Source organism: Symbiobacterium terraclitae, assembly GCF_017874315.1.
Lineage (GTDB): Bacteria > Bacillota > Sulfobacillia > Symbiobacteriales > Symbiobacteriaceae > Symbiobacterium > Symbiobacterium terraclitae.
The window spans coordinates 79,182-101,805 of the sequence record NZ_JAGGLG010000014.1 but is presented as its reverse complement, the minus strand read 5'-3'; the positions used below and the strand labels follow the sequence as shown (position 1 = coordinate 101,805).

17 protein-coding genes are annotated in these 22,624 nt (G+C 68.8%); 6 read left to right on the top strand and 11 right to left on the bottom strand.

Going from position 1 to position 22,624, the window contains the following annotated elements; all coding sequences use genetic code 11:
- Window positions 1-250: 250 nt before the first annotated feature.
- Complete coding sequence (locus J2Z79_RS09840; RefSeq protein ID WP_209466700.1) at window positions 251-1,252, bottom strand: NAD(P)H-dependent flavin oxidoreductase; 1,002 nt, start codon at window positions 1,250-1,252, stop codon at window positions 251-253.
- Window positions 1,253-1,445: 193 nt separating this feature from the next.
- On the opposite strand from J2Z79_RS09840, the gene J2Z79_RS09835 reads away from it, so the two are divergent.
- The 4 genes from J2Z79_RS09835 (at window position 1,446) to J2Z79_RS09820 (ending at window position 6,595) form a co-directional block, all read left to right on the top strand.
- Window positions 1,446-3,374 carry an Rqc2 family fibronectin-binding protein gene (locus J2Z79_RS09835; protein WP_209466699.1) on the top strand — a complete coding sequence of 643 codons (1,929 nt, stop codon included), beginning with the start codon at window positions 1,446-1,448 and terminating at the stop codon, window positions 3,372-3,374.
- Window positions 3,375-3,471: 97 nt separating this feature from the next.
- Window positions 3,472-3,732 (top strand): hypothetical protein, encoded by a 261-nt coding sequence (locus J2Z79_RS09830; RefSeq protein ID WP_209466698.1) that lies wholly within the window; start codon window positions 3,472-3,474, stop codon window positions 3,730-3,732.
- 19 nt (window positions 3,733-3,751) lie between these two features.
- Entirely contained in the window at window positions 3,752-4,615 is an 864-nt protein-coding gene (dat, locus tag J2Z79_RS09825) for a D-amino-acid transaminase (protein WP_245302538.1), read from the top strand.
- 1,602 nt (window positions 4,616-6,217) lie between these two features.
- The gene (locus tag J2Z79_RS09820; protein WP_209466697.1) at window positions 6,218-6,595 is read left to right on the top strand and encodes a PH domain-containing protein; all 378 of its coding nucleotides are present in this window, start codon (window positions 6,218-6,220) and stop codon (window positions 6,593-6,595) included.
- A gap of 81 nt (window positions 6,596-6,676) precedes the next feature.
- On the opposite strand, the gene J2Z79_RS09815 is transcribed toward J2Z79_RS09820, so the two are convergent.
- From J2Z79_RS09815 to J2Z79_RS09800, 4 genes are all read right to left on the bottom strand, one after another.
- Window positions 6,677-7,717, bottom strand: coding sequence for a hypothetical protein (locus J2Z79_RS09815; RefSeq protein WP_209466696.1), 1,041 nt, complete (start codon window positions 7,715-7,717; stop codon window positions 6,677-6,679).
- 25 nt (window positions 7,718-7,742) lie between these two features.
- The gene (locus tag J2Z79_RS09810) at window positions 7,743-8,366 is read right to left on the bottom strand and encodes an alpha/beta fold hydrolase (protein WP_209466695.1); all 624 of its coding nucleotides are present in this window, start codon (window positions 8,364-8,366) and stop codon (window positions 7,743-7,745) included.
- A gap of 177 nt (window positions 8,367-8,543) precedes the next feature.
- On the bottom strand, window positions 8,544-9,794 hold the full coding sequence (locus J2Z79_RS09805) for an RtcB family protein (RefSeq protein WP_209466694.1): 1,251 nt from the start codon (window positions 9,792-9,794) through the stop codon (window positions 8,544-8,546).
- Between the two features lie 175 nt (window positions 9,795-9,969).
- Window positions 9,970-10,830, bottom strand: a complete 861-nt coding sequence (locus J2Z79_RS09800; protein ID WP_209466693.1) for a M48 family metallopeptidase — start codon at window positions 10,828-10,830, stop codon at window positions 9,970-9,972.
- Between the two features lie 403 nt (window positions 10,831-11,233).
- On the opposite strand from J2Z79_RS09800, the gene J2Z79_RS09795 reads away from it, so the two are divergent.
- Together J2Z79_RS09795 and J2Z79_RS09790 are read left to right on the top strand one after the other, a co-directional pair.
- Window positions 11,234-11,737 carry a YbaK/EbsC family protein gene (locus J2Z79_RS09795; RefSeq protein ID WP_209466692.1) on the top strand — a complete coding sequence of 168 codons (504 nt, stop codon included), beginning with the start codon at window positions 11,234-11,236 and terminating at the stop codon, window positions 11,735-11,737.
- A gap of 1,149 nt (window positions 11,738-12,886) precedes the next feature.
- On the top strand, window positions 12,887-13,867 hold the full coding sequence (locus tag J2Z79_RS09790) for an ArsR family transcriptional regulator (RefSeq protein ID WP_209466691.1): 981 nt from the start codon (window positions 12,887-12,889) through the stop codon (window positions 13,865-13,867).
- Between the two features lie 304 nt (window positions 13,868-14,171).
- Here the strand turns inward: J2Z79_RS09790 and J2Z79_RS09785 are convergent, their stop codons facing one another.
- The 6 genes from J2Z79_RS09785 to J2Z79_RS09760 all read right to left on the bottom strand — a co-directional run bounded on the left by J2Z79_RS09785 (window position 14,172) and on the right by J2Z79_RS09760 (window position 22,337).
- Window positions 14,172-15,053: an ROK family protein gene (locus J2Z79_RS09785; RefSeq protein WP_280953671.1), complete on the bottom strand. Its 882-nt coding sequence runs from the start codon at window positions 15,051-15,053 to the stop codon at window positions 14,172-14,174.
- 308 nt (window positions 15,054-15,361) lie between these two features.
- A complete protein-coding gene (locus tag J2Z79_RS09780) occupies window positions 15,362-17,248 on the bottom strand; it encodes an alpha-amylase family glycosyl hydrolase (RefSeq protein ID WP_209466690.1) in 1,887 nt (628 codons plus the stop codon).
- Entirely contained in the window at window positions 17,245-19,206 is a 1,962-nt protein-coding gene (locus J2Z79_RS09775) for a glycoside hydrolase family 13 protein (RefSeq protein WP_209466689.1), read from the bottom strand. Before J2Z79_RS09775 ends, J2Z79_RS09780 begins: the two co-directional genes overlap by 4 nt.
- Before the next feature lie 13 nt (window positions 19,207-19,219).
- A complete protein-coding gene (locus tag J2Z79_RS09770; protein ID WP_209466688.1) occupies window positions 19,220-20,074 on the bottom strand; it encodes a sugar ABC transporter permease in 855 nt (284 codons plus the stop codon).
- A gap of 1 nt (window position 20,075) precedes the next feature.
- Window positions 20,076-20,993: a carbohydrate ABC transporter permease gene (locus J2Z79_RS09765; protein WP_209466687.1), complete on the bottom strand. Its 918-nt coding sequence runs from the start codon at window positions 20,991-20,993 to the stop codon at window positions 20,076-20,078.
- An 81-nt stretch (window positions 20,994-21,074) separates the two neighbouring features.
- Window positions 21,075-22,337, bottom strand: coding sequence for a sugar ABC transporter substrate-binding protein (locus J2Z79_RS09760; protein ID WP_209466686.1), 1,263 nt, complete (start codon window positions 22,335-22,337; stop codon window positions 21,075-21,077).
- Window positions 22,338-22,624 lie beyond the last annotated feature (287 nt).

Sequence of the window (22,624 nt, the reverse complement as noted above, 5' to 3'; positions counted from 1 at the left end):
CCGCACTCACCCGCCGGCAATTTATACTTGCACTTACATTGTAACGCAAAATCCGGGCGCCCGCGAGGGGTCTCCCGGATTTTGTCTACAGCCTGAAAAGGGACCGCCAGCGGTCCCTTTTCTACTTGGATGTCCTGCCATGTCCTGCCGCAACTCGCCCGGCTGCAGCGCCTAGTCCGTCGCGGCCTCATCCCGCCGCCTCGTCCGCCGTTTGCGCCTGGTCCGCAGCGCCTTCGTCCATCGTCGGCGTCTAGTCCGCCGCGGCCTCGTCCGCTGTCGGGGTGGTAAGCCTGCGGAACACCTCGGCCACCGGCACGATGTCGTTGATCTCGCCGATGCGCCCGCCACAGAAGATCAGGCCGTTCTCCACCCGCCCCTGCTGGGCGTTGACCAGGGCGTTCCAGATGCAGTGGGAGCGCCCCTCGTCCCGGTGGAGGCAGTGCTTCAGGCAGTTGGTGCAGCTGTACGTGCCGCCGTTTTCCCGGGTTCGGGGCAGGTTCTCGAAGGGCACGTGGGGCACGATGGAGCGGCTCTTGTAGCCGGTGGGGCTCCAGTCGGTCACCTTCGAGCCGGTGGCGGCTACCCACCGGGCCTTCATCTCGGGCGAGGCGGCGGACTCCTCGGTCATGGCGAAGCGGATGCCCATCTGCACGCCGTCGGCGCCCATCGCCAGGGCGCGCAGCAGGTCCTGCCGGGTCAGCAGTCCGCCAGCGGCGATGATCGGGCCGGTGAAGCCCGCCTCCCGCAGGGCGACGCGCACCGGCGGGAAAAGCTCCCACGTGGAGATCTCGGGGTCGTCCGGACCCAGGTGGCCCCCGGCCTGACCGCTCTCCACCACGATGCCGGTGACGCCCGGGGTGCGGGCGGCGATGCGGGCCGCCTTGACAGACGAGATGATGCAGAAGGCCGGAATGCCCGCCTCGTGCAGCTTCTTGAAGGGGCCGCGGGCGAACCCGGCGCCGATGGCCACGTAGTCAACCCGCTCCTCGATGCAGACGTCCAGGAGCCGGTCGAAGATGTACCCGGCGTACATCAAATTCACGCCCACCACGCCGTCGGTGAGCGCCCTGGCCGCCCGGATCTCCCGGCGCAGCTCGCCTGGCGGAATCCCCATGCCGCCGATGGTGCCGACGCCGCCGCAGTTCGCCACCGCGGCCGCGAGCCGGTGCAGGGCGATCCGCACCGACATCCCGCCCTGAACGATGCAGAGTCGGGCCACCTTGTTGCCAACGCGCAGCGAGGGCAGATCCATCTCGTTCAGCCCCTTTTGGGTCCACATATTAGTAGCTGGTCCCCAGTCTACCCCGCTGCGCCGGATTCAGCCTCTGCCCAGGGGCAGATTTCGGGCTCTGCCCGCGGGCAGATCTGGGGTCGATCCCATGGCAGGAACTGGGCCGAAGTGGTATGCTTGAAGTAGAAGGACTGACGACGAAGGAGCCCACTTCATGGCCTTTGACAGCACCGTAATGGCCGCCGTGGTGGCCGAGCTGAACCAGCGGCTGCTGGGCGGCCGGATCAGCAAGATCTACCAACCCGAACCCGACGAACTCGCCCTGATCTGCCACGCGGGCGGCGAGAACTACCGCCTTCTCCTCTCTGCGAACCCCCGCCACGCGCGGCTGCACCTTACCCGCATAGAGAAGCGCAATCCGCCCTCCCCGCCCATGTTCTGTATGCTGATGCGCAAGTACGTGGAGGGCGGGCGCATCACCGAAATCGCCCAGGCGGGGCGCGACCGCATCTGCCGGATCGCCATCCGGGCCGCGGACGAGCTGGGCAACCCGGTCACCTACCTGCTGGTGACCGAGGTGATGGGCAAGCACTCGAACATCGTGCTGATCAACCCGCAGGGGCGCATCGTGGACGCCATCCGCCGCGTCACCGAGGAGGTCAACCGCTACCGGGAGCTGCTCCCCGGCCTGCCCTACGTACCCCCGCCTCCCACCGGCAAGCTGGACCCCGCGACGCTGACGGCCTCCGACCTGACAGGCACCGCCCCGACGCCGGGCACCGTGGCCGGCACTGACCTGCCCCCGCCGGACCCGGACCTGCCCGCCTGGCAGGTGCTGTTGAACCGGGTGGACGGGCTCGGGCCGCTCCTGGCCCGGGAGGCGGTGTTCCGCACCGGATCCCCGGCCGAAGCCCCGCTGCGCTCGGTGGACCCGGCCGCCCTGGCGGAGGCGGTGCGTGAGCTGGTCGCCTTCGCTGGAATGCGCCCGAACTGCTGGGAGGGCCCGGCACCTGGCAGCACGGTGCTCACCAGCCCCAGGCTGCTCTACGCCACCGACGGGCGGCTGAAGGACTTCCACGTGCTGGACATCCGCCACTGGCCCGGTCCGGTGGAGACCGGCTTCGACTCGGTCTCCGCCTGCCTCGACGCCTACTTCGGCCGCCGGGCAGAAGAGGAGCACTTCCGGTCGCTGCGGGGCAGCCTGACCAAGCTGGTGCGCGACGAGATCGCCCGGGTGCGCAAGAAACACCGGGCCCAGCAGGAGTCGCTGGCGACGGCCGAGGCGGCAGAGACCTACCGCATTCAGGGCGAACTGATCACGGCCCACCTGTGGCAGATCAGCAAGGGTATGACGGAGGTCCGGGTGGAGAACTACTACGACCCGGATGGCGGCGAGATCGCAATTCCGCTGGACCCGGCCCTCAGCCCCGCCGAGAACGCCCAGGCCTACTACCGGCGCTACCAGAAGGCCCGCAGCGGCCTGGCGGCGATCCAGGAGCAGCTGGCGAAGAGCGCCGCCGAACTCGCCTACCTGGAGCAGGTGGAGGTGGCGCTGGAGCAGGCGGAGTCGCTGCCGGACCTGGAGGAGATCCGGCGGGAGCTGACCGCCGAAGGCTACCTGAAAGGCCGCGCCGAGCGGGGGGCGGAGGCGGGCAGGCGCCGTCCCGCAGGCGAGGGCAAGGAGCAGAGGGCGCAGCCGCCCATCACGCTCCGCTCGTCCGACGGGCTCGAGATCTGGGTCGGCCGCAACAACCGGCAGAACGACTACCTGACGCTCAAACTGGCAGCTCCACAGGACCTCTGGTTCCACACGAAGGAGATCCCCGGCTCCCATGTGATCCTCCGGGTGCCGCCGGGGAAGGAGGTGCCGGAGCGTTCGATCCATGAGGCGGCGGCGCTCGCGGCCTACCACTCGAAGGCCCGGCAGTCGTCGGGCGTTCCCGTGGACTACACGGCCCGCAAGCATGTGCGCAAACCCGGAGGGGCACGACCCGGGATGGTGATCTACGACAACCAGAAGACGCTGTGGGTAACGCCGGATCCGGCGCTTTTCCCCATCCTGCGTGGGGGGTGGTCAGATGGGGGACAACGAACTCAACCTGATGATCCGGACCGTAGCCAAGGCAATCGCAAGTCGGATTGACCTCCCGGAGGTACGGCCCGGCAAGCATGAAATCTGGCTGACGTTCATACGCCGTACAGGACCGAGCGACGAACGGGTACTGCCTGGTCGGAAGCGGGTGCTGTCCGTCACCACGGGGCCGGAACTGCTCTACGCTGTGGCCCGGGAAGTGGTGCTGACGGTCTTCGGCGACGAGGTGCAGGTGGTGAAGGACCTACCCAACCTGAAGATCCGCCTGCTGGACCACAGGGCTGATGTTCATCTTCCGGGGGCTCCGCCCCTGGACCAGGCCGGGCAGATCTGGCTCAGGGTGACGGTCCGCCGGTACGAACCGGGGCTCCTGGAGCGGATCTTCGGGGAGCGCACCGAGGCCGTATAACGAGTGGGGAGGCGCACAGATGTCGTCAACCGTGTACCTTAACGGCGAGTTTGTCCCGCATGAGAGGGCCCTGATCTCCGTGGAAGATCGGGCCTTTCTCTTCGCGGACGGTATCTACGAGGTGGTTCGGGTTTACGGCGGCCGTCCGTTCGACCTGGAGCCGCACCTGGCGCGGCTCTCCCGCAGCGCCGGAGAGCTGCGCCTGCCCGAGCCCGACGGCGAGCACCTGGCTGCGGTGACCCGCGAGCTCATCCGGCGCAACGGGCTGGATGAGGGGACCGTGTACTTCCAGATCACCCGCGGGGTGCATGCCCCCCGGGCACACGCCTTCCCGACCGGGACGGCGGCGCCGACTGTCGTGGTGCTGACCCACCCGCTCTCACCCGAGGCGCTCGCCGCAGGCGAACAGCACCGGCGGGAGGGCGTGGCGGCCATCACCGTGCCCGAGCAGCGCTGGGCCCGCTGCGACATCAAGAGCGTGTCGCTCCTGCCCAACGTCCTGGCCAAGCAGCAGGCGGTGGAGCGCGGCGCTTACGAGGCGCTCTTCGTCCGGGACGGGTTCGTCATCGAGGGCAGCAGCAGCAACCTCTTCGCTGTCCTGGACGGCGAGATCGTCACCTACCCCGCCTGCAACTACATCCTGAACGGCATCGCCCGCCAGCGGGTGATCCGCAACGCACGGGAACTGGGCTACACCGTGCGGGAGCAGGGAATCCCCCTCGGTGCGCTGGACCGCTGCCAGGAGCTCTTCCTCACCTCCACCACGTCGGAAGTCATGCCGATCGTGGCCGTGGACGGGAAGCCAGTGGGCAGCGGCGCCGTGGGACCGGTGGCCCGGGCGCTGCAGGCGGCGTACCGGGACGCCGTGCGGGCGTTGCGATAGGTGGTCTGGGGGCGGCCTCAGGGCCGCCCCCTCTGCTGTTGCGGCGCTGCGCCGGCCGGGCGAGGGAGGGCGCAGGCGCTGGAAGGACTCCCACTTCCATCCGGGACATTGCGTTCTGTTCTGGTTCACTGTTGATGGCCCTGGGGGGCAGCGGTCCCGGTAGCCCGGGGGAGAACCCGCTCTACCGAACTCGTCTCAGACTGAACAGTTTGTGCCTGCCATTCTGGCGGCAGGGTAGCCCCCGCCGCTCCCGGACCACTGGGTCTGTTCTGGCTCACTGTTGATGACCCGGAGGGAGCAGCCCTCCTGGCGACCTCGCCGCGCGCTCAACTGTTCATGCCTGTCGTCACCGGGCGGGCCAGCGCCCATCGTGCCAAGGCCTTGGAATCTGTTCTGGTTCACTGTTGACGGGTGGAGCGAGGGACACGTCCACCACCCGCTGCGACGCTGCAGCAACAGAAGGCGCGCCATGACCCACGCCGCGCCCGCGCACCCCTCCCCACCTCATCAACAGTGAGCACGAACAGAACCCATGCGCCGACCGCTCACCCCCTCCCCGCCTCATCAACACTGAGCACGAACAGAACCCATGCGCCGACCGCTCACCCCCTCCCCGCCTCATCAACAGTGAGCACGAACAGTACCCATGCGCCGCCCGCGAACCCCCTCCCCGCCTCATCAACAACGAGCACGAACAGTACCCATGCGCCGCCCGCGAACCCCCTCCCCGCCTCATCAACAACGAGCACGAACAGAACCCGGGCGCCGCCCGCACACCCCTCCCCGCCTCATCAACAGCGGGCACGAATAGAACCCGGGCGCCGCCCCACCACCGCCTCCCCGCCTCATCAACAACGAGCACGAACAGAACCCGGGCGCCGCCCGATCAACCCCTCCCCGCCTCACCAACAGCGGGCACGAACAGAACCCGGGCGCCGCCCGACCACCCCCTCCCCGCCTCATCAACAGTGAGCACGAACAGAACCCATGCGCCGCCCGCGAACCCCCTCCCCGCCTCATCAACACTGAGCACGAACAGAACCCATGCGCCGCCCGATCACCCCGATCCGCCTCATCAACATTCAGCACGAACAGTACCCATGCGCCGCCCGCGAACCCCCTCCCCGCCTCATCAACAACGAGCACGAACAGAACCCAGCCGCCGCCCGATTACCTCCTCCCTGCCTCATCAACAACGAGCACGAACAGAACCCGGGCGCCGCCCGACCACCCCCTCCCCGCCTCATCAACAGTGAGCACGAACAGAACCCATGCGCCGCCCGACCACCCCCTCCCCGCCCCATCAACAGTGAGCACGAACAGAACCCAGCCGCCGCCCGCACACCCCTCCCCACGTCATCAACAGTGAGCACGAACAGAAGCCATGCGCTGCCCGCACACCCCTCCCCGCCTCATCAACAGCGAGCACGAACAGAACCCATGCGCCGCGCCCTCCCCACCAAACGGCGCCCAGGGGATTCACAGCGCAGGGCACCGACACTCCGAACTCGACCGCGCCGGCGCGCGTCTTATCTGAAGAGAGCCAAAAAGACTCGCCGCCTGTGCAGACCAGGCGGCGTGTGACTGTAAGGAGGGAACTCAATGGGTCTGTTGGACGGCCTGATGGGCAACGCATCCGAGGTGAGCGCATCCGAGGCGCAGCAGGAGTTCGGGACCATCCTGGCAGCGGGCGAGAACATCGAGAAGGCGTACCGCCTGATCCGCGACATGTTCCTGTTCACCAACCGGCGGCTGATCCTGGTCGACAAGCAGGGGCTGACGGGACGGAAGATCGAGTACCACTCCATCCCGTACCGCTCGATCACGCACTTCGCCATTGAGACGGCGGGCCACTTTGACCTGGACGCCGAGCTGAAGCTCTGGGTCACGGGAACGGCCGAGCCGATCGTGAAGCAGTTCAACCGGAGCCTGAACATCTACGAACTCCAGCAGGTGCTGGCCCAGTACGTCCTGCGGTAGGGCATCAGGATCCGTGAGCCTGCCTCGCGGCCGCCGGTGCTGAGCCGGGCCCCTCCGGCCGCCCAACTCGGCAAGCGCCCGCTACATGCTGGTGTACTCCGCCAGGGCCGACCGCAGCCAGGCCGGCAGCTGGGGCAGGACCCGGTCCAACCCCGGAGCCTCGCCCCGGCGCCGCGCCTCCCACCACGGGCGCAGGGCCGAGACAAAGGGGCGGATGGCGGTGACGCCGGACTCCACCTCCAACTGTGCGAAGGACTCGGCGTCGTCCGGACGACCGAGGTACTCGAGGTAGAAGCAGGTGGAGGCACGGATGAGCGTCTCGACCCAGCGGAACGTGGGGTCGCCGTAGAACTGGGCGAACCGGCCGGCCGGAGGGAAGTCGGTCTCGACGAAGGCGCAGGCGCGGGGCACGGCAGGGTAGAGCCGCTGGATGTCGTCCAGGACCGGATGGCTCGCCTCGTGCTGCGCCAGGATCAGGACCTCCCGCTGTTCCGGCGGGGCGGCGCCGCGCGGCAGGCAGACGGCGTACGTCTCGTGCACGCTGGCCACCCCCACCCCCCGAAGCCCGCGGGCGGCCATGTTCCACAGGGGAACGACGACGAGGCGGTACGGGAAGCGGCCCCAGAAGAGCCTCTGAAACGGTTCCACCTGAGCGTCCGTCAGCAGGCCTTCCACGGTCGCAGTCACCGCCCGCCATTCGGCATCCTGGTCGGCGAGCAACTCCCCCACGCGCAGGTCCTGCCAGACAGACCGGAGCGCCCGGGCCAGGGCCGACCGGTCCACGTCGTTGAAGTAGGTCTCGACGTACGGCGGCACGCCGTCGGGGCAGGCGTCGTCGAACGCCGGCGGCGGGCCCAGCTGGACGGCCTGCATGGCCAGTCCGAGCAGGTCGTGCTGCTCGTACTCCGCCCGGAGCCACTGCACGGCGGGATGGTCAGCCGCGCCCGCCAGGCGGCGCCGGGTCTCGGCAACCAGTCGGTGCTCAAGCTCCGCCGGTGGGGCGGCGGAAGGACCCGCCGCAGCAGTCAGGGTATCCGGTGGCGTATGCGCAGCGGGCGGCGTGGAGGTCGCCGTGAGAGCAGCCGCCAGCGTCAGGAGACGGGGGTCGAGTCGGACCTCCATGGGACCGAGCCTCCCTTGTGCGAAGTCAGCTCCCGGCGAGGAACCGGAGGCAGGGGGCGATGACCTGCGGCAGGGACGCCACCGAGCGCTCCCAGTCGCCCTTCACGTTGAACCCGTGGTCCAGGTCGGGGACGACCACCCACTCGGCGTCGGCCCGCTCCCGGGCGGCGGCGCACTCCGGCATCTGGTAGACAGGGTCCTCCGTGCCGATGACGACCAGCGTGCGCAGGTCGCCGACCGGCTCCTGGAGGAACTGGGGCACCGGGGTCAGGATCAGGAGCGACACCGGGTACTCCGACAGGGTGCGGGCCAGCGGAAGGGCGACTGCCGACCCCAGGGACTTCGCGGCGATGCAGATCTCCCGGTAGCCGTTCGGCAGCACCCGCTCGACCGCCGCCCGGACGTCGGCGAGGATCGCGGGGCCGTCGACCTCGCCGCCCGTCTGCTGGAAGGCGTAGGCGGTGGAGAGCACGTCCCAACCCGCCGCGACGGCCGCCTGCCTGAGGTAGAAGAGCGCCGGCGCGTCGCAGCTGTAGTTGTTGCCGGGCAACATCACCATCAGCTTGTCGCTGCCACCTTCAGGCCCCGTCAACCGGTTCTGGATCGTCACGCCGGCGCCAGAGGGCGTCGGCACCGCTTCGATTCGCATCAGCCCGAGTCCCCCCTTTGCGGTGTTGGGCTGCACGTGTCCTGGGTTCGCTTGCTCTATTGCCAGATTTCTTTGCCTGCTCGGTCTTATCCTGCCGCAGGGTTGGGCGCCAGGGCCCCCTCCCCGGCGTCACCCAGGGCTGCTGCGGCGGGCGGAGCGCGGGCGCGCCGGCTATGGTCAGTCCTTGTACGGGTCGAACTCCTCGGCATCGGCCATGACCACGCAGACCGGAGCCAGGACGTGGAGCACCTCCATCGTGGGCGCGTGGCAGGCCAGCACCTGCCGGAGCGGGCGGTACACGTCGGGGGCCTCGTCGGCGCCGGCGCCCCGCAGCTCGACCCCCGCGGCGGCGAGCCGCCGGCGGACGGACTCCATGTCGATGGCGCCTCCCACCCGGACCCGCCTGCCGCCCATCCGCTTCCACTTGCCTGCGGCCTGCGTGCGGGACATCACCCGGCCGGCTCCGTGGACGGTGCTGTAGAGGGCCGCCCGGGCCTCCTCCCCGTCGACGCCGCGCACGACCACCGCGATGTCGCCCATGGACCCGCCGATGAAACCCAGCTGTCCCGGGAAGAGCGGCGTGGCGCCCTTGCGGATCGCCCAGCCCTTCACGCCGCCGTGCTCCTCCAGCCAGGCGTAGTTGTGGTGGTTGTGCACGGTGAAGGTCGCCTCGGCGCCGAGGATCCGCAGCACCTGCTCCACCACGTAGTCCCGGCCGGCGTAGGCATACCGGCCGGCCAGCCGCATGGCGGCGATGTAATCCTGGCCGAGCGCTGAGGAGGCGGGGATCAGGGTCGGGGGCTGGTCCATGGACTCGCCCGGTGCCCGCGCGTCCCAGTCCCGCCCGGCCGCCAGGTTGAGGAAGCCCGAAGCCGTGCGGTGGCCGAACCCGCGGGAGCCGAAGTGAACGGCGACCCAGACCGGCGCTCCGGCAGGGATCGGGTCGCCCAGTTTCCACTCGGACTGCACCTCCGCCATGAGGTCCACGTAGTGGTTGCCGGCGCCCACCGTACCCAGTTGGTCCTGGGCCAGGGGCTTCAGCGTGCGCAGATAGTGCACGTCGTTCCAGGTGGGGTCGTCGAACAGCTCATGATCAACCCGCACGGCGTTCTTGCGCCCGATGCCGAAGGAGACCTGGCGGAAGATCTCGCTGGCCAGGCGCCCCTTGTCGGCCTGGATGTCGCCGTAGGTCAGGTTCGTGCGCACGGCCTTGTTCCCGCAGGCGATGTCGTAGCCCACGCCCGAGGGTGAGATGTACTTGTCGTAGAAGAGCACCCCGCCGATGGGCTGGCTGTATCCCTTGTGGCCGTCGGCCATCAGGGCCGCCGCGACCGCGTCCCCCACCTCGGCGCACGTCTGGAGCTGGGCCAGGGTCTCCCGGTCGTGTTCGCCGAAGACGGGAAACCGCCCGTACATCGAGTATGGCATCCCTCACAACCTCCCGCCCTCCAGATTCGCCGTGCCGGCCCAACTCCCCTGGTGGGGGCCGCCGCATGCACCCGTCCGCAGCTCTCCGTTGGCCGTTTCCGCGGCGCACCGTGAGCCGGCGGGCCGCAGGTCCAAAGCGCGGAAACCGCCCTGCGGTCAGGCAGGGCGGTTCGGGTCACAGGTGGAGGAAACCGTAGGTCAGGTTCGGCCGGGGCGGGCGCATCGCCTGCAGCCGGGCGATGCGCTGCCGGGTGGGCGGATGGCTGCTGAACAGTGCGGCCAGTCCGGTGGGCTCCACCGGTGACGGGTAGCCCAGCAGACGCTGCCACCAGGTCGGCCGGTTGAGCTGATCCAGCCGCCAGAGGGCCCGGGCCATGAGCTGCGTTGATCCCACCAGGGCCGCGGCGCCGGCGTCGGCCAGGTACTCCCGCTCCCGGGAGATGCTCATCCGCAGGGCCAGGGCGACGGCAGGAATCCCGCCGGCGACCAGCAGTGCAAGGGCCAGCTCGCCGACGCCGACCGGCGCCCCGAGCAGCCAGGCGAAGATCACGCCGAAACGTCCCATCTCGGCCAGCACCGCCGCTGCGCCAGCCAGGCCGGCGGCGACCATGTTGAGGGGCAGGTCCCCGTGGCGGATGTGGGAGAGCTCGTGTGCGATCACCGCCGCCACCTCATCCGCGGGCATGTGGCGCAGGAGAGGCCGCGTCACGCCGATGGCGCTGCTGCTGGCGGTGGCCACCGCGACGGCGTTGACCATCTCGCCCGGCAGCAGGTAGAGGCGCGGCGTCGGCAGCCCGGCCCGGTGGGCCAGGGCCGCAACCAGCTCGTACAGGTCGGGGGCCTCATACCACTGCAGCGGACGGCCGCCCATCTGGCGCAGCGAGGCCCGTGCACGCCCCCGGTACGCAGCCGTGCTGGTCAGGAGCGACACCGCGATCACCACGGCCGCACCCAGGGGGCCGAGCATCGTCCAGCCGACGAGACCGGCCAGGCCGAACAGGGCGATCAGGAGCAGAACCGTATGGAAGGTGAGCATCGCCGCATCCCCCCTCTCTCTTTCATATTGCTGCTAATGTCAAAGAAAGTCAAGGTCGAAGACGAGGCGAGACCCAAAGGACATGAACCTTCGTGCTACTCCCGCCTGACCGGAGCACGACGACTGCGGTGGCGCCAACCCCCGAAGGAGCGCGACCGCCTACAGCGGTGAGGGCGACTGCGACCGGTCCCGGGTGGCGTGGCTGCGCGGAGAGTTCGGGGGGATGTGGCGGTGGTGCGAGTCCGCGATGAAGGATTAAAGGATGACTCGCTGAAGAACAAGGAATGTTTGGTGGTTGTGGATCGCGTGGAGGGCGGGTGGCGGGTTCGGTCGGCCAGCTCCTTCACGGAGTGCCAACGCTCGATCCCGGCCAACGGATTGTGTACGTAGCGGAGGGTGAGTGATGATCACAGGGGCACAGATGGAACCAGAACCGCTGGTGCGGGTTCGGGCGGCGCTTCAGGCGGCGGGTGTGGAGGGTGAGATTCGCCTCTTCGCCGACCATCTCACGACGGTGTCGGCTGCTGCCGAGGCGCTGGGGGTGGAGCCCAGCCGTATCGCCAAGTCGATCCTGCTGTTCGCCGGCGGCGAACCCGTGCTGGTGGTCGCGGCGGGGGACCAACGGGTGGACCGCCAGAAGGTGAAGGCGCTGCTCGACCGGGGAAAGGTCACCCTGGCCGGACCGGACGAGGTCCTGGCGGTGACCGGGTTCGTGGCGGGGGGCGTGGCGCCGGTGGGGCTGCTGCGACCCGTCACCGTGCTGCTGGACGAGACCCTGCAGCGCTTCCCGGACATCTGGGCTGGCGGCGGCGTACCCGAGGCGCTCCTCAGGCTGCGGGTGGAGGATCTGCCCCGGGCAACCGGAGGAGTTTTCGCCGACGTGGCGCAGTCGGTTGAGCGGGGTTGATCGCAGTGGTGCCGACTGTCTCCCCGGGGGTGCGACCCGGAGGGCCCGAGGGCACATGTGCTGGGTTTCCGGGAACGATCAGGAGGCCACCGCACGGCACGCGGTGGCCTCCGTATTTGGCTCCAATGAGCCAGCCCCGTCCCGTGGCCCCGACCGCAGACTGACGACGTCACCGTTCGGCGTCGGGCCCTTGTCACCCCCAGACGGCTGACCACGAAACCCTCGATACCTGAAGTGTCACTTTTTCCGCACCCGGCCGAGCCACCCCCTGCAGATTCTTACTACTTCACAGCTGAACATCGCGACCTCTGGGGCCCACGTCGCTCCAGGGCGAATCACCACGCAACCCTTCACAGCCGAAGTGTCACTTATTCCGCACCCCGCTACGCCGCCCACCGCAGATTCTTGCTACTTCACAGCTGAACATCCGGACCTCTCGGGCTCTCGCCGCTCCCCGGCGGCTCACCCCTCGAGCCCTCATCTCCCCCGGGCGAATCGCCACACAACCCTTCACACCTGAAGTGTCACTTTTTCCGCATCCGGTCGAGCCACCCACCGCAGATTCTTGCTACTTCACAGGTGAACATCGCGACCTCTCGGGCTCTCGCCGCTCCCCGGCGGCTCACCCCTCGAGCCCTCATCGCTCTAGGGCGGCTCACCACGCAACCCTTCACAGCCGAAATGTCACTTTTTCTGCACCCCGCTGCGCCACCCACCGCAGACTCTTGCTACTTCACAGGTGAACATCGCGACCTCTCGGACCCTCGCCGCTCCCCGGCGGCTCACCCCTCGAGCCCTCGTCGCCCCCGGGCGAATCGCCACGCAACCCTTCACACCTGAAGTGTCACTTTTTCCGCATCCGGTCGAGCCACCCACTGCAGATTCTTGCTACTTCATCCCTGAACGACCCGGCGCCAGGACCGCACGTCTCACCAGGATGAGCCAACTGCTCCTTCACCGCTCAACCGATCTGCGCGGCTTGGGCTCGCTTGCCCAGGCAGGTTATATCAAGCCGTGATCTACCCCCGGCCGAGCCACGACACCCCTTCAGTCGGCGAGTGGCCGACCTTACGGGTCTGAAGGCCGTCGGGCGATGGGTTGGAAGGAGTTTCCTTCTCGCCCACGAAATGGTCTGCGGAGGGATCAGAAATGCAAAGGAAACGTCGTCCCCCAGAAGAAGTCCTTGTTCCACGAGAGATCCTGCTGAACCGTTCGCTAAGCGCCGCATCCAAGTTGGTCTGGGCGGCCCGTCAGTTGACGGACGACACAAAGGAACTGCGGCTCTTGACAGGCCTGTCGAGTTCTGGAGTGTCCGATGCGCAACGCCGCCTGCGGGATCACGACCTGCTGCGGCCGCAACCGATCGCAGTCAGTCGGGCCGGGTGTGCGACGCTCCCCATCGCCCTCCTGAGCGCCCGAAGCATCACCGGACAGGCGAAGCTCCTCTACGCCGCCGTTCAATATCTGCCTGGGTTCAGTGGGCGGTCCGTGACCACGACGTGGGCAGAGCTGAGGTCGTTCACCGACCTGTGCCTCAACACGCTCCGACGGGCGGTCACGATTCTTGAAGCACAAGGCTGGCTCTCTGTCCACCGCCCCGGCCTTAAGGGCAGTTTCAGGCTCACCCTCCACAACCCCCAGGTAGAGCGGATCCGACGGGCGATCGCAGCCGCCGACCGCCGCCTTCAGCGGGCGCCGTACCTGGGCGAGGCGCTGATGCGGGAGTGGCTCACCCTCCTCGTGGACTGCGAGGAGTTCGAAGACGATGCATCTCCGGGGTTCCTCATCAACCCGTACACCAACGAGGAAATGCAGTTCGACCGCTTCTACCCGCCGAGCGTGGCCTTCGAGTTCAACGGCCCGCAGCACTATGGACCGACCCGGTTGTTCCCAGACGCAGAGGAGGCCCGGCGACAGCAGGCCCGTGACCTGATCAAGGTGGGCATCTGCACGGCCCGCGGCATCCGCCTGGTGATCGTCCATCCCGAGGACCTCACCCTCGAGGGCATGCGGCACAAGGTTGAGGGCCCCCTCTCCCTGCGGTGTCTTGACGGCATGGAGGAACTGATCACGTACCTTGAGGTACGCAGTGCCGCATACCGCCGCAGTCTGGCGGCGCTTCAGGCATGATCGGGCGTTCCGGTGGCGGGCCCGCAGACCCGCCCAGAAGGGATCCGGGGCGTAGCTATGTGAATGGAAAAACTGAACCCCGCCTGCAGATGGGCGGGGTCTATCTCGACTCGGCTCGCTCAGTTCCGTGGTCTTCCCGGCCTGCCAGAGGTAGCTGCGGCCACCCGCCTGAACCTGGACCGGACGGTCCTGAAGGACTGGATCGCGGCCAACCCGGCGGGCACACCGAACCCCACCAACCGTGCGGACTGGTGGGGTTGATCGCGGGTTAATGGCAGACTCACACCTGCCCCCGCAGGCGGACTCACCTCTGCCCTTGCGCCAGGGCGATCGCACCGAGGACGCCGGCCCGGTCGCCCAGCGCTGGCGGCACGATGTAGGTGTCGATCCCCTCCAGGATCGCCGGCGACTGCACGTACCCGGCAAGCAACTCCTTCACCCGCGTACGGACCAGCGGGAAGAGCGCGGGCTGGTGCATCACCCCGCCGCCGATTACGATGCGCTTCGGCGACAGGATCAGGATGTAGCTGACCAGCGCCTGGGCGAGGTACTCCGCCTCCAGCGGCCAGGCGGGATGGTCGGGCGGGAGGGTCTCGGCCCGGGTGCCCCACCGCCTCTCCAGCGCCGGTCCCGCGGCCAGCCCCTCCAGGCAGTCGCCGTGGTACGGGCAGAAGCCCGGGAAGGGGTCGACAGCCCAATCGTGGGGGACGCGGATGTGGCCCATCTCGGGGTGGACCAGCCCGTGGAGCATGCGCCCCTCGACCATCGCACCGCCGCCGATGCCCGTGCCGACCGTCAGGTAGATGAAGGTGTCGATCCCCCGCGCGGCGCCCCAGGTGTACTCGCCCAGGGCGGCGGCGTTGACGTCGGTATCGAACGCGACGGGCACGCCGAGGGCGTCGGCCACCAGCTTGCGCAGCGGGGTGTTCTGCCAGCCGGGCTTCGGCGTGGAGGTGATGGTGCCGTAGGTGGGCGACGCCGGATCCGGGTCGGTGGGACCGAAGGCCCCGATTCCTATGGCCGTCATCGGCTCGGGCTGGCTGCGGAAGAACTCGATCACCCGGCCGATCGTCTCCGCCGGGGTCGTGGTGGGAAACCGGGTCACCGCCCGCACGTCGTCGGGTCCCGTGCCCACCGCGCAGACGAACTTGGTGCCCCCCGCTTCGATGCCTCCGAACAGAGCCATGCGCACACACTCCCGTAACCCGTAGTTCGGCGTGGTCAGGTACAGGGCCATCGTAGTTCCTGTTTGACAAGGGCGGTCCCACTTCCTCGCTGGCGCGGGGAAGTGGGACCGGGTGTTCATGAGGCTTCGTTCCCTGGGGTATCCCCGCCGGGCGGGGGGTATCCCCATCGGGCGGCGGGTATCCCCGCCGGGCGGGGGGTATCCCCACCGGGGGTCCGGCAGGGCGCCCATCCAGCGTGCGGAGTCGTCCCGTCCATCAGCGGCGAACCAGAGTGCAAGGGGTCGCCCCGACGATGACCGGGGAAACCTTACGAACCCGTCCGGCCCGGACGTGCACGCCGGACGAGGACCACCGCCCCGGCCAGCACCGCCAGCCCGCCCAGCGCAGCCGCGGGCGCCCACCCAGGGATCCCCCTCGGGCCTGCGGGCGTGGCGGGGACCGGCGCCAGGATGACCCCGGAGAGCGGGTCCAGGTCCAGCGCCACCTGCCCGCCGCTGACCTGCACCTCCCGGCCCGTCAGCTCATCCCGCAGGCGGGTGCCGTCGGCGAGCCCGAGCGGCGCGACGTCCACCGGCAGGCCGGTGACCGGCCCGGTGGCGTTGCTCAGGACCACGACCACCGTGTCGTCCTCGGCCGCCCGTCCGTAGGCGTAGTGCGCGTCGGTGGCCAGCAGCTCCTCCACCGTCCCCCGGCGAAGGGCCGGGTGGCTCCGGCGGATCTCGTTCAACTTCTGCACAAACCCGACGACCTCGTGGTCCCGCTCCTCCCCCCAGGGGAAGTCGTTCCGGTTGTAGGGGTCGTTGCCGCCCTCCATCCCGATCTCGGTGCCGTAGTAGAGGATCGGGATGGCCCGCTGGGTAAACAGGAACGTCAGCCCGAGCTTCAGCCGCTCGATGGGCCGGTCCCTGGCCTCGGTGACGAACCGGGTCATGTCGTGGTTGTCCAGGAAGCCGCCCATTTCATAGGGATCCGGCATCGTGGCCCCGACGGCCTTCACCTGGTTGGCCAGCTGGCGCATCGAGCCCCCCTGGGCAATGGCCGACCGGGCGGCGGCGTTGGTGGGGAAGTCCAACAGCGCCGTGACGCCCGCTTCCTGGTAGGCCGCCAGCCGCCAGGGGGCGTTCTCCCAGTCCTCGCCGATCAGCCAGAAGCCGGGCTTGATCTTCTGCAGCTCCGCGGCGTACCAGGTGAAGAACTCGTGGGGCACGTGCTTCACCGTGTCCAGGCGGAAGCCGTCGACGTCGGTGGTCTCGATCCAGAAGCGGGAGTAGTCCAGGATGTACTGCCGCACCTCCGGGTTGGACTGGTCGAAGTCGGGCAGGTCGAAGAGCCAGCCCTCCTGCACCTGCGTCTGGTCGTTCCAGTTGGTGATGGCCCGCTTCGGGTGGAACCAGTCCGGGTGCTCGGTGACCAGCGGGTTCGCCGGCCCGGTGTGGTTGACCACGATGTCGAAGATGACCTTCATCCCCCGCCGGTGGGCCTCGGCCACCAGCCGCTTCACCGTCTCGTTGGTGCCGAAGTGGGGGTCGGTCTCGAAGAAGTCCACGGCACCGTAGCCGTGGTAGTCGTTGCCGGCGTTCCGCACGTGCGGGGTGATCCAGATGGCGCTGAAGCCCAGCGACTGGATGTAGTCCAGCTTGTCGATGATGCCCTGGATGTCGCCGCCGTGCCACGCCCGGGGATTCCGCGGATCGGCCGGCCCGTCGTTGCTCGGGTCGCCGTTGTGGAAGCGGTCGATCATGATGAAGTAGATCGTCTCGTCCTGCCAGGTGCGGTCCGCATCGGTGGGTTCCGTCGCCGATGCCGCCGCCGGGGCAGATGCGAGCGGTGTCCGGGCGGTCGCCGCGGCGAAGGCGGATGCCAGCGATGTCCGGGCAGGCGCTGCCGGCAAGGCAGGTGCCAGCGATGTCTGGGCCATCGCTGCCGGCAAGGCAGGTGCCAGCGATGTCTGGGCCATCGCTGCGGCGGCTCGGGTTCCGGCGCTTACAGGGGCGGACTCGAAGGGGGCAGCGGCCTCTGCCCGGGCCTGGGCTGGCGCTGCGGCGAGGATCGATGCGAACGATGCGGGCGCCGTCGCCGCGGCGTAGGCGGATGTCCCGGCGGCGAAGGCGGGTGAGGCCAGCAACGCCGCCCGCATGGATGCGGCGAGCAAGACCGCCACCAGCGCCGCTGCGAGGCGAGCGGCACGCCTCATCCCTTCACCACCCCTTCCATCCACGCCGGGGCGAGCACGGCCAGCCCGAGCGGGGGCAGGCGCAGCGTGACGGTCCCCAGCGCACGCCCCGGCGCCTGCAAGGCCACATGGTCAGAGAGCTGCTCGGCTGCGTGCCTGGCTGCTCGCCCAGGCGCCCGCCCGCGTGCCCTGTGAGACACCTGCAGGGTCACCTGCCCGCTCTTCCCTCCGTTCTTCCGCCGGATCGCCTTCGCAGCCGCCCTCTGCCCCGCCCCCTCCAGCCGGCCGGTCTGCATCTCGCCCGCCAGCAGGTCGACCCAGTCGCCCGGGGGCAGGGCCAGCTCGACCGAATCGGTCCCGCCGTTCAGCACCACCAGCAGCCCCTCCTCGCCGGCGGGGCGCTCGGGGGCGTGCAGCGGGGTGGGCAGGCGCAGGTAGGCCAGCAGGTCGCCCTCGGCCAGCACGGTCTGCCAGGCGCCGTCGTTCAGCCACGGGAGGGCCCGGCGGATGCGGCCCAGCCGCCGGTAGAGGCTGAGAAGGCCCAGGTCACGGGGCTCCTCGTCGTTCCAGGGGTAGCAGCGGCGGCAGTCGGGGTCGTCGCCGCCCTCCAGCCCCACCTCGTCGCCGTAGAAGATCATCGGCACGCCCTCGCAGGTGAGCAGCAGCACGGCCGCCTGGGCCGCCCGCTCCCGGGAGCCGACCACGGTCCGCACCCGGGGCGTGTCGTGGGTGGAGAGCAGGCGCACCAGGCCCCGGGCCGCCTCGGCAGTGTACCGGAAGCGGAGCCGGGTGAGCCACCGGTCGTAGTCCCGGGCGTCGATGCGGCCGGTAAGCCAGGCCAGCGTCGCGTCCCGCCAGGGGTAGTCCATCACCGAGTCGAACTGGTCGCCGCCCAGCCAGTCCAGGGCGTCGTGCCAGACCTCACCCAGGATGAACACCTCCGGGTTCACGCCCTTCACCCGGTCGCGGAAGGCGCGCCAGAAGCGGTGGTCCACCTCGTTGGCCACGTCCAGCCGCCAGCCGTCGACCCCGGCCTCTCGCAGCCAGTGCTCGGCCACCTCCAGCAGGTAGGCGGCCACGTCGCGGTTGCCGGTGTCCAGCTTGGGCATGGTGGGCACGTGGTTGGCGAAGGTCTCGTAGTTGCAGGCCTCGGGGTCCACGGGGAAGGACCGCAGGTCGTAGAACCAGTCCCGGTAGGGCGAGTCGGCCCCTCGGGCGAGGACGTCCTGGAACGGCGGCCACAGGGCCCCGCTGTGGTTGAAGACGGCGTCCAGCAGGAACCGGATGCCCCGCTCGTGGGCCGCCGCCACGAGGCCGACCAGCTCCCCGTTGGTGCCGAAGGCCGGGTCGACCTGGTAGTAGTCGGCGGTGTCGTACTTGTGGTTGGACGGCGAGCGGAAGACTGGCGTCGTGTAGATGCAGCCGACCCCCAGGTCCGCCAGGTAGTCCAGGCGCGCCCGGATGCCCGCCAGATCGCCGCCGGCCAGGTACCGGGGGGTGGGGCGCTCGCCCCAGGGCCCCGTACCCGGCGGGTCGTTGGCGGGGTCGCCGTTGCAGAAGCGGTCGGGGAAGATCTGGTAGAAGACGGCCTCCCGCAGCCAGTCGGGCTGGCGGAAGCGATCGGCCCGGTGGATATAGGCGTACTGGAAGAAGCCGCCGTCGGGCGGGGCGTCGTGCAGGCCGGACTCGGCCAGCCAGACCACGGTGCCGTCCCGCCCCTCCAGGCGGAAGCGGTAACGCACCCGCCGCTGCGGGGCCGGCAGCGTGGCGCCCCAGTACTCGTGCACACCATCGCCCCCCAGCCGTGCCAGGGGCAGGGGGGCGTCCTCGGACGGCGGCCAGGCGTACCGGTCGCCGAAGATGCACTCGGCCGCGGCCAGGTCGCCGTCGGCCGCCTTCAGGATCACGCGCAGGTGGCCGTCGCCCACCGGATAGGCGAACGGGACCGTGCAGCGGTGCTGCAGTGCAGCCAGTTGCATGGGCTCCCCCTCCCTATCCCTTGACGGCGCCGCGGGTCAGGCCCGCCTGCACCAGGTTCTGCGCCAGCATCCAGACCCCGGCCAGCGGGAACGCCGTGACCACCACGGCGGCGGAGAGCTTGCCCCAGGCCGTGGAGTAGGCGTTGGCCGAGAAGGACCGGAGGCCCTGGGCCATCAGCCAGTGGTCGGGGTTCTTCAAGAGGGCGCTGGACATCACGTACTCGCTGAAGACGCCGATGAAGCTGAACAGGAAGAGCACGGCCAGCATCGGCACCGAGAGCGGCAGCACGATCAGCCGGAAGACCTGCCAGTCGCTGCAGCCGTCCACCTTGGCCGCCTCGTCCAGGTCGCGGGGGATGCCGTCGATGTAGCCCTTCAGGAGCCAGATCGACCAGGCGCTGGCGCCCATCGAGGAGAGCAGGAAGCCCCAGAGGTTGGCCAGGTTCAGCTTGAACAGCACGTACTGCACCGCAGCCAGCGAGACCATGCTCGGCATCATCTGAATGATCATCAGGGTGCGGATGCCGTTCTTCCGCCCCCAGAACTTGAGGCGGCTGAAGGCGTAGGAGGCCGTGAGAGTCACCGCTACCTGGAGCACCCCGACGCCGGTGCCCATCAGGAGGGTGTTCCTGAGCCAGATCGGAAAGCGGCTCGTCTCGGAGAAGAGCTCGCGATAATTGTCGAGGGTGAAGAGCTTCGGGTCGGGCAACAGCCGCTTCACGGCGAAGGCGTCGCCCTTCTGGAAGGAGGAGGCGACCACCGAGAAGAGCGGGAAGAGCACGGCGAGGATGATCGCCCAGAGGATGACCCGAGAGACCCAGAGCTGCGCCCGCTCGTACGGGCGGAGCTTCTTCCGTGTGCGCGCCATGTCAGTCCTCCTCCGCAAAGGCCCCGGTGACCTTCATGTTGATCAGGCTGATGACGGCGACGATGACGAAGAGCACCAGCGAGAGCGCTGCCGACAGGCCGTAGCGGTACTGCTGCACCGTCAGCTTGTAGCCCACCGAGACCAGGATGTCGGTGTAGCCGGCCTGGAAGGCGGCGAGGCGCACCGGTCCGCCGTCGGTCATCAGGAAGGCCGTACCGAAGTTGTTGAAGTTGTGGGCGAAGGAGCTGATCATCAGCGGGACGGTCATGCGGGTCAGGAGCGGGAACGTGATGGACCGGAACTGCTGCCACAGGCTGGCGCCGTCGATCTCCGCCGCCTCGTAGAGGCCGGTGTCGATCGACTGCAGGGCGCCCAGGCAGACCGTCATGAACCAGGGGAAGCCCAGCCAGAGGTTGACCAGCAGCACCGAGACCCGGGCCAGGTGCGGATCCTGCAGCCAGGGGATCGGGTCCAGCCCGAACAGCGCACCCAGGGCTACGTTGATCGCGCCGGAGCTGGTGTTGAGCAGTCCCTTCCAGGCCAGGACGGCCAGGGTGCCGGGGATGGCCCAGGGGACGATGAGGATCGCCCGGTAGAGGTTGGACTCCCGCATGTGCGGGTTGTTGAGCAGGATGGCCAGGAAGAGGCCGAAGCTGAACTGGGTCAGCACGCTGAAGAGCGCGTAGGCGATGTTCCAGCCGAGCACGGGGAAGAAGGCCTTGGAGAAGGAGCCCGTGAAGATGTCGACAAAGTTGGCGAGGCCCGTGAACTTGGGCCCGGTCCGGAAGGTGTAGAGGTTGGCGTCGGTAAAGGCGAGGTAGATGGTGAAGAGCATCGGGAAGATGGTCATGATCAGGATCGTGATCATGGCCGGCGACAGGTAGGCGTACGGGGCCAGCCGGCGACGGAGTGTTACCATCGGATGTCCCTCCCCAGGGGTGGATCGGCCGGAAGGCAGCATCGAAGGGGGGCGGGCGGCGCCGCCCCCCTCGCACTCACGCTACCGCTGGGCAGCGACCGCCTCGTTGATGGCCTGCACAGCCTGCTGTGCGGCCTGCTCCGGGGTGGCCTGCTGCATGACGACGAGCTCGATCATGCTGGCCGCGGGCGCCCAGACGGAGGCCATCTCGGGGATGTTGGGCATCGGATGGCCCACCTTGGCGCTCTCGGCGAAGCCGGCCAGGTAGGGGTTGGTCTGCAGGGCGGAGGCCATGGACTTCTGGGCCGGGATGCGGTTGCCCACCGCCAGGAGCCGCTCGGGCACGTTCTCCTGCAGGTACTTGATCAGGTCCCAGGCCTCGGCCTTGTGCTTGGAGTCGGCGTTGACGAAGGCGGCCTGCACACCGACGAACGGGCTGAACGGCTGCCCGTTGGGCATCTTGGGCATCGGAGCGATGCCGAAGTCGACGCCGGCGTCCTCAAAGCCCTTCACGTCCCAGGAGCCGGAGAGGTAGAAGGCGACATTGCCGGCCTGGAACTCGGCCTTGGCCATGTTGTCGTCCACGTCGCTGGGCATCAGCTTGTACTTGTTGACGAAGTCGCTGAGCAGCTGCAGGCCGGCGATGCCGCCCTCGCTGGCGAAGCCCACGTCGGTCGGGTCGAGGTTGCCGTTGCCCTTGTCCTTGAAGACGTACCCACCGTTGCCGGCGATGAAGCCGTAGGTGAAGTAGAAGTCCTTGATCTTGTACATGAAGCCCTTCTCCTGGGCCAGGGCGAGGAACTCGTCCCACTCGGTCGGGGGCTCGCTCACCAGCGCCTTGTTGTAGAAGAGCGCCACGGCCTCGTACGAGATGGGCACTGCGAACTTCTTGCCCTCGTAGGAGACGGCGTCGAGGGTGACCTTCTCGTAGTTGCTCTCGTCGATCACGCCATCGGGCACGGGCTCAAGCAGGCCGGCCTTCCAGAAGGGGCCCAGGTTGTCGTGGGGCAGGCCGTACATGATGTCGGGGCCCTGACCGGCCGTCGCGGCGGCGGCGTACTCCTGGAAGCCGGTCTGGTCCTCCAGGACCGTCACCTTGTTGCCGGTCTTCGCCGCCCACTCGTCGGCCACCTTCTGCACCTCCTGGACCTCAGGCGAGGTGAGGTGCGACCAGACGGTCAGCTCCACCGGGGTCTTTGCGGGAGTGTTGGTGGACGACCCCTGCTGGGTGCCGCCCTGGTTCTGGGGTTCGGACGTCGGGGACTTGGCGGATCCGCAGCCTGCAAGGGCCAGGGAGAGCATCAGGACCGAGAGGGCGCCAGCAAGCCACTTCTTGGTGCGCATACAAAACCCCTCCATGTGAGATGTGGATGTGGTCTATGCGAAGAGCCTGAGGGCTCCGGGACACCGCAAGGTCGGTTCGCTGGGAGGGTCGGAACGGATCGCGGGGTCTCAGAAGCGTCGCCAGATCGCTGCGTCGGAGGGCCCGCCCTCGCCGGGGGATGCGCAGGAGCGTCTTCGGTCAATCTCGTGGGAGAGCGAGGCCCGTCCGGAGAGGATCAGAAGCATGGTCACATCGCATCGCTTCATGGCAGGGCGAGACCTGCGGCGGAAGGCCAGCCTGTTCCGGG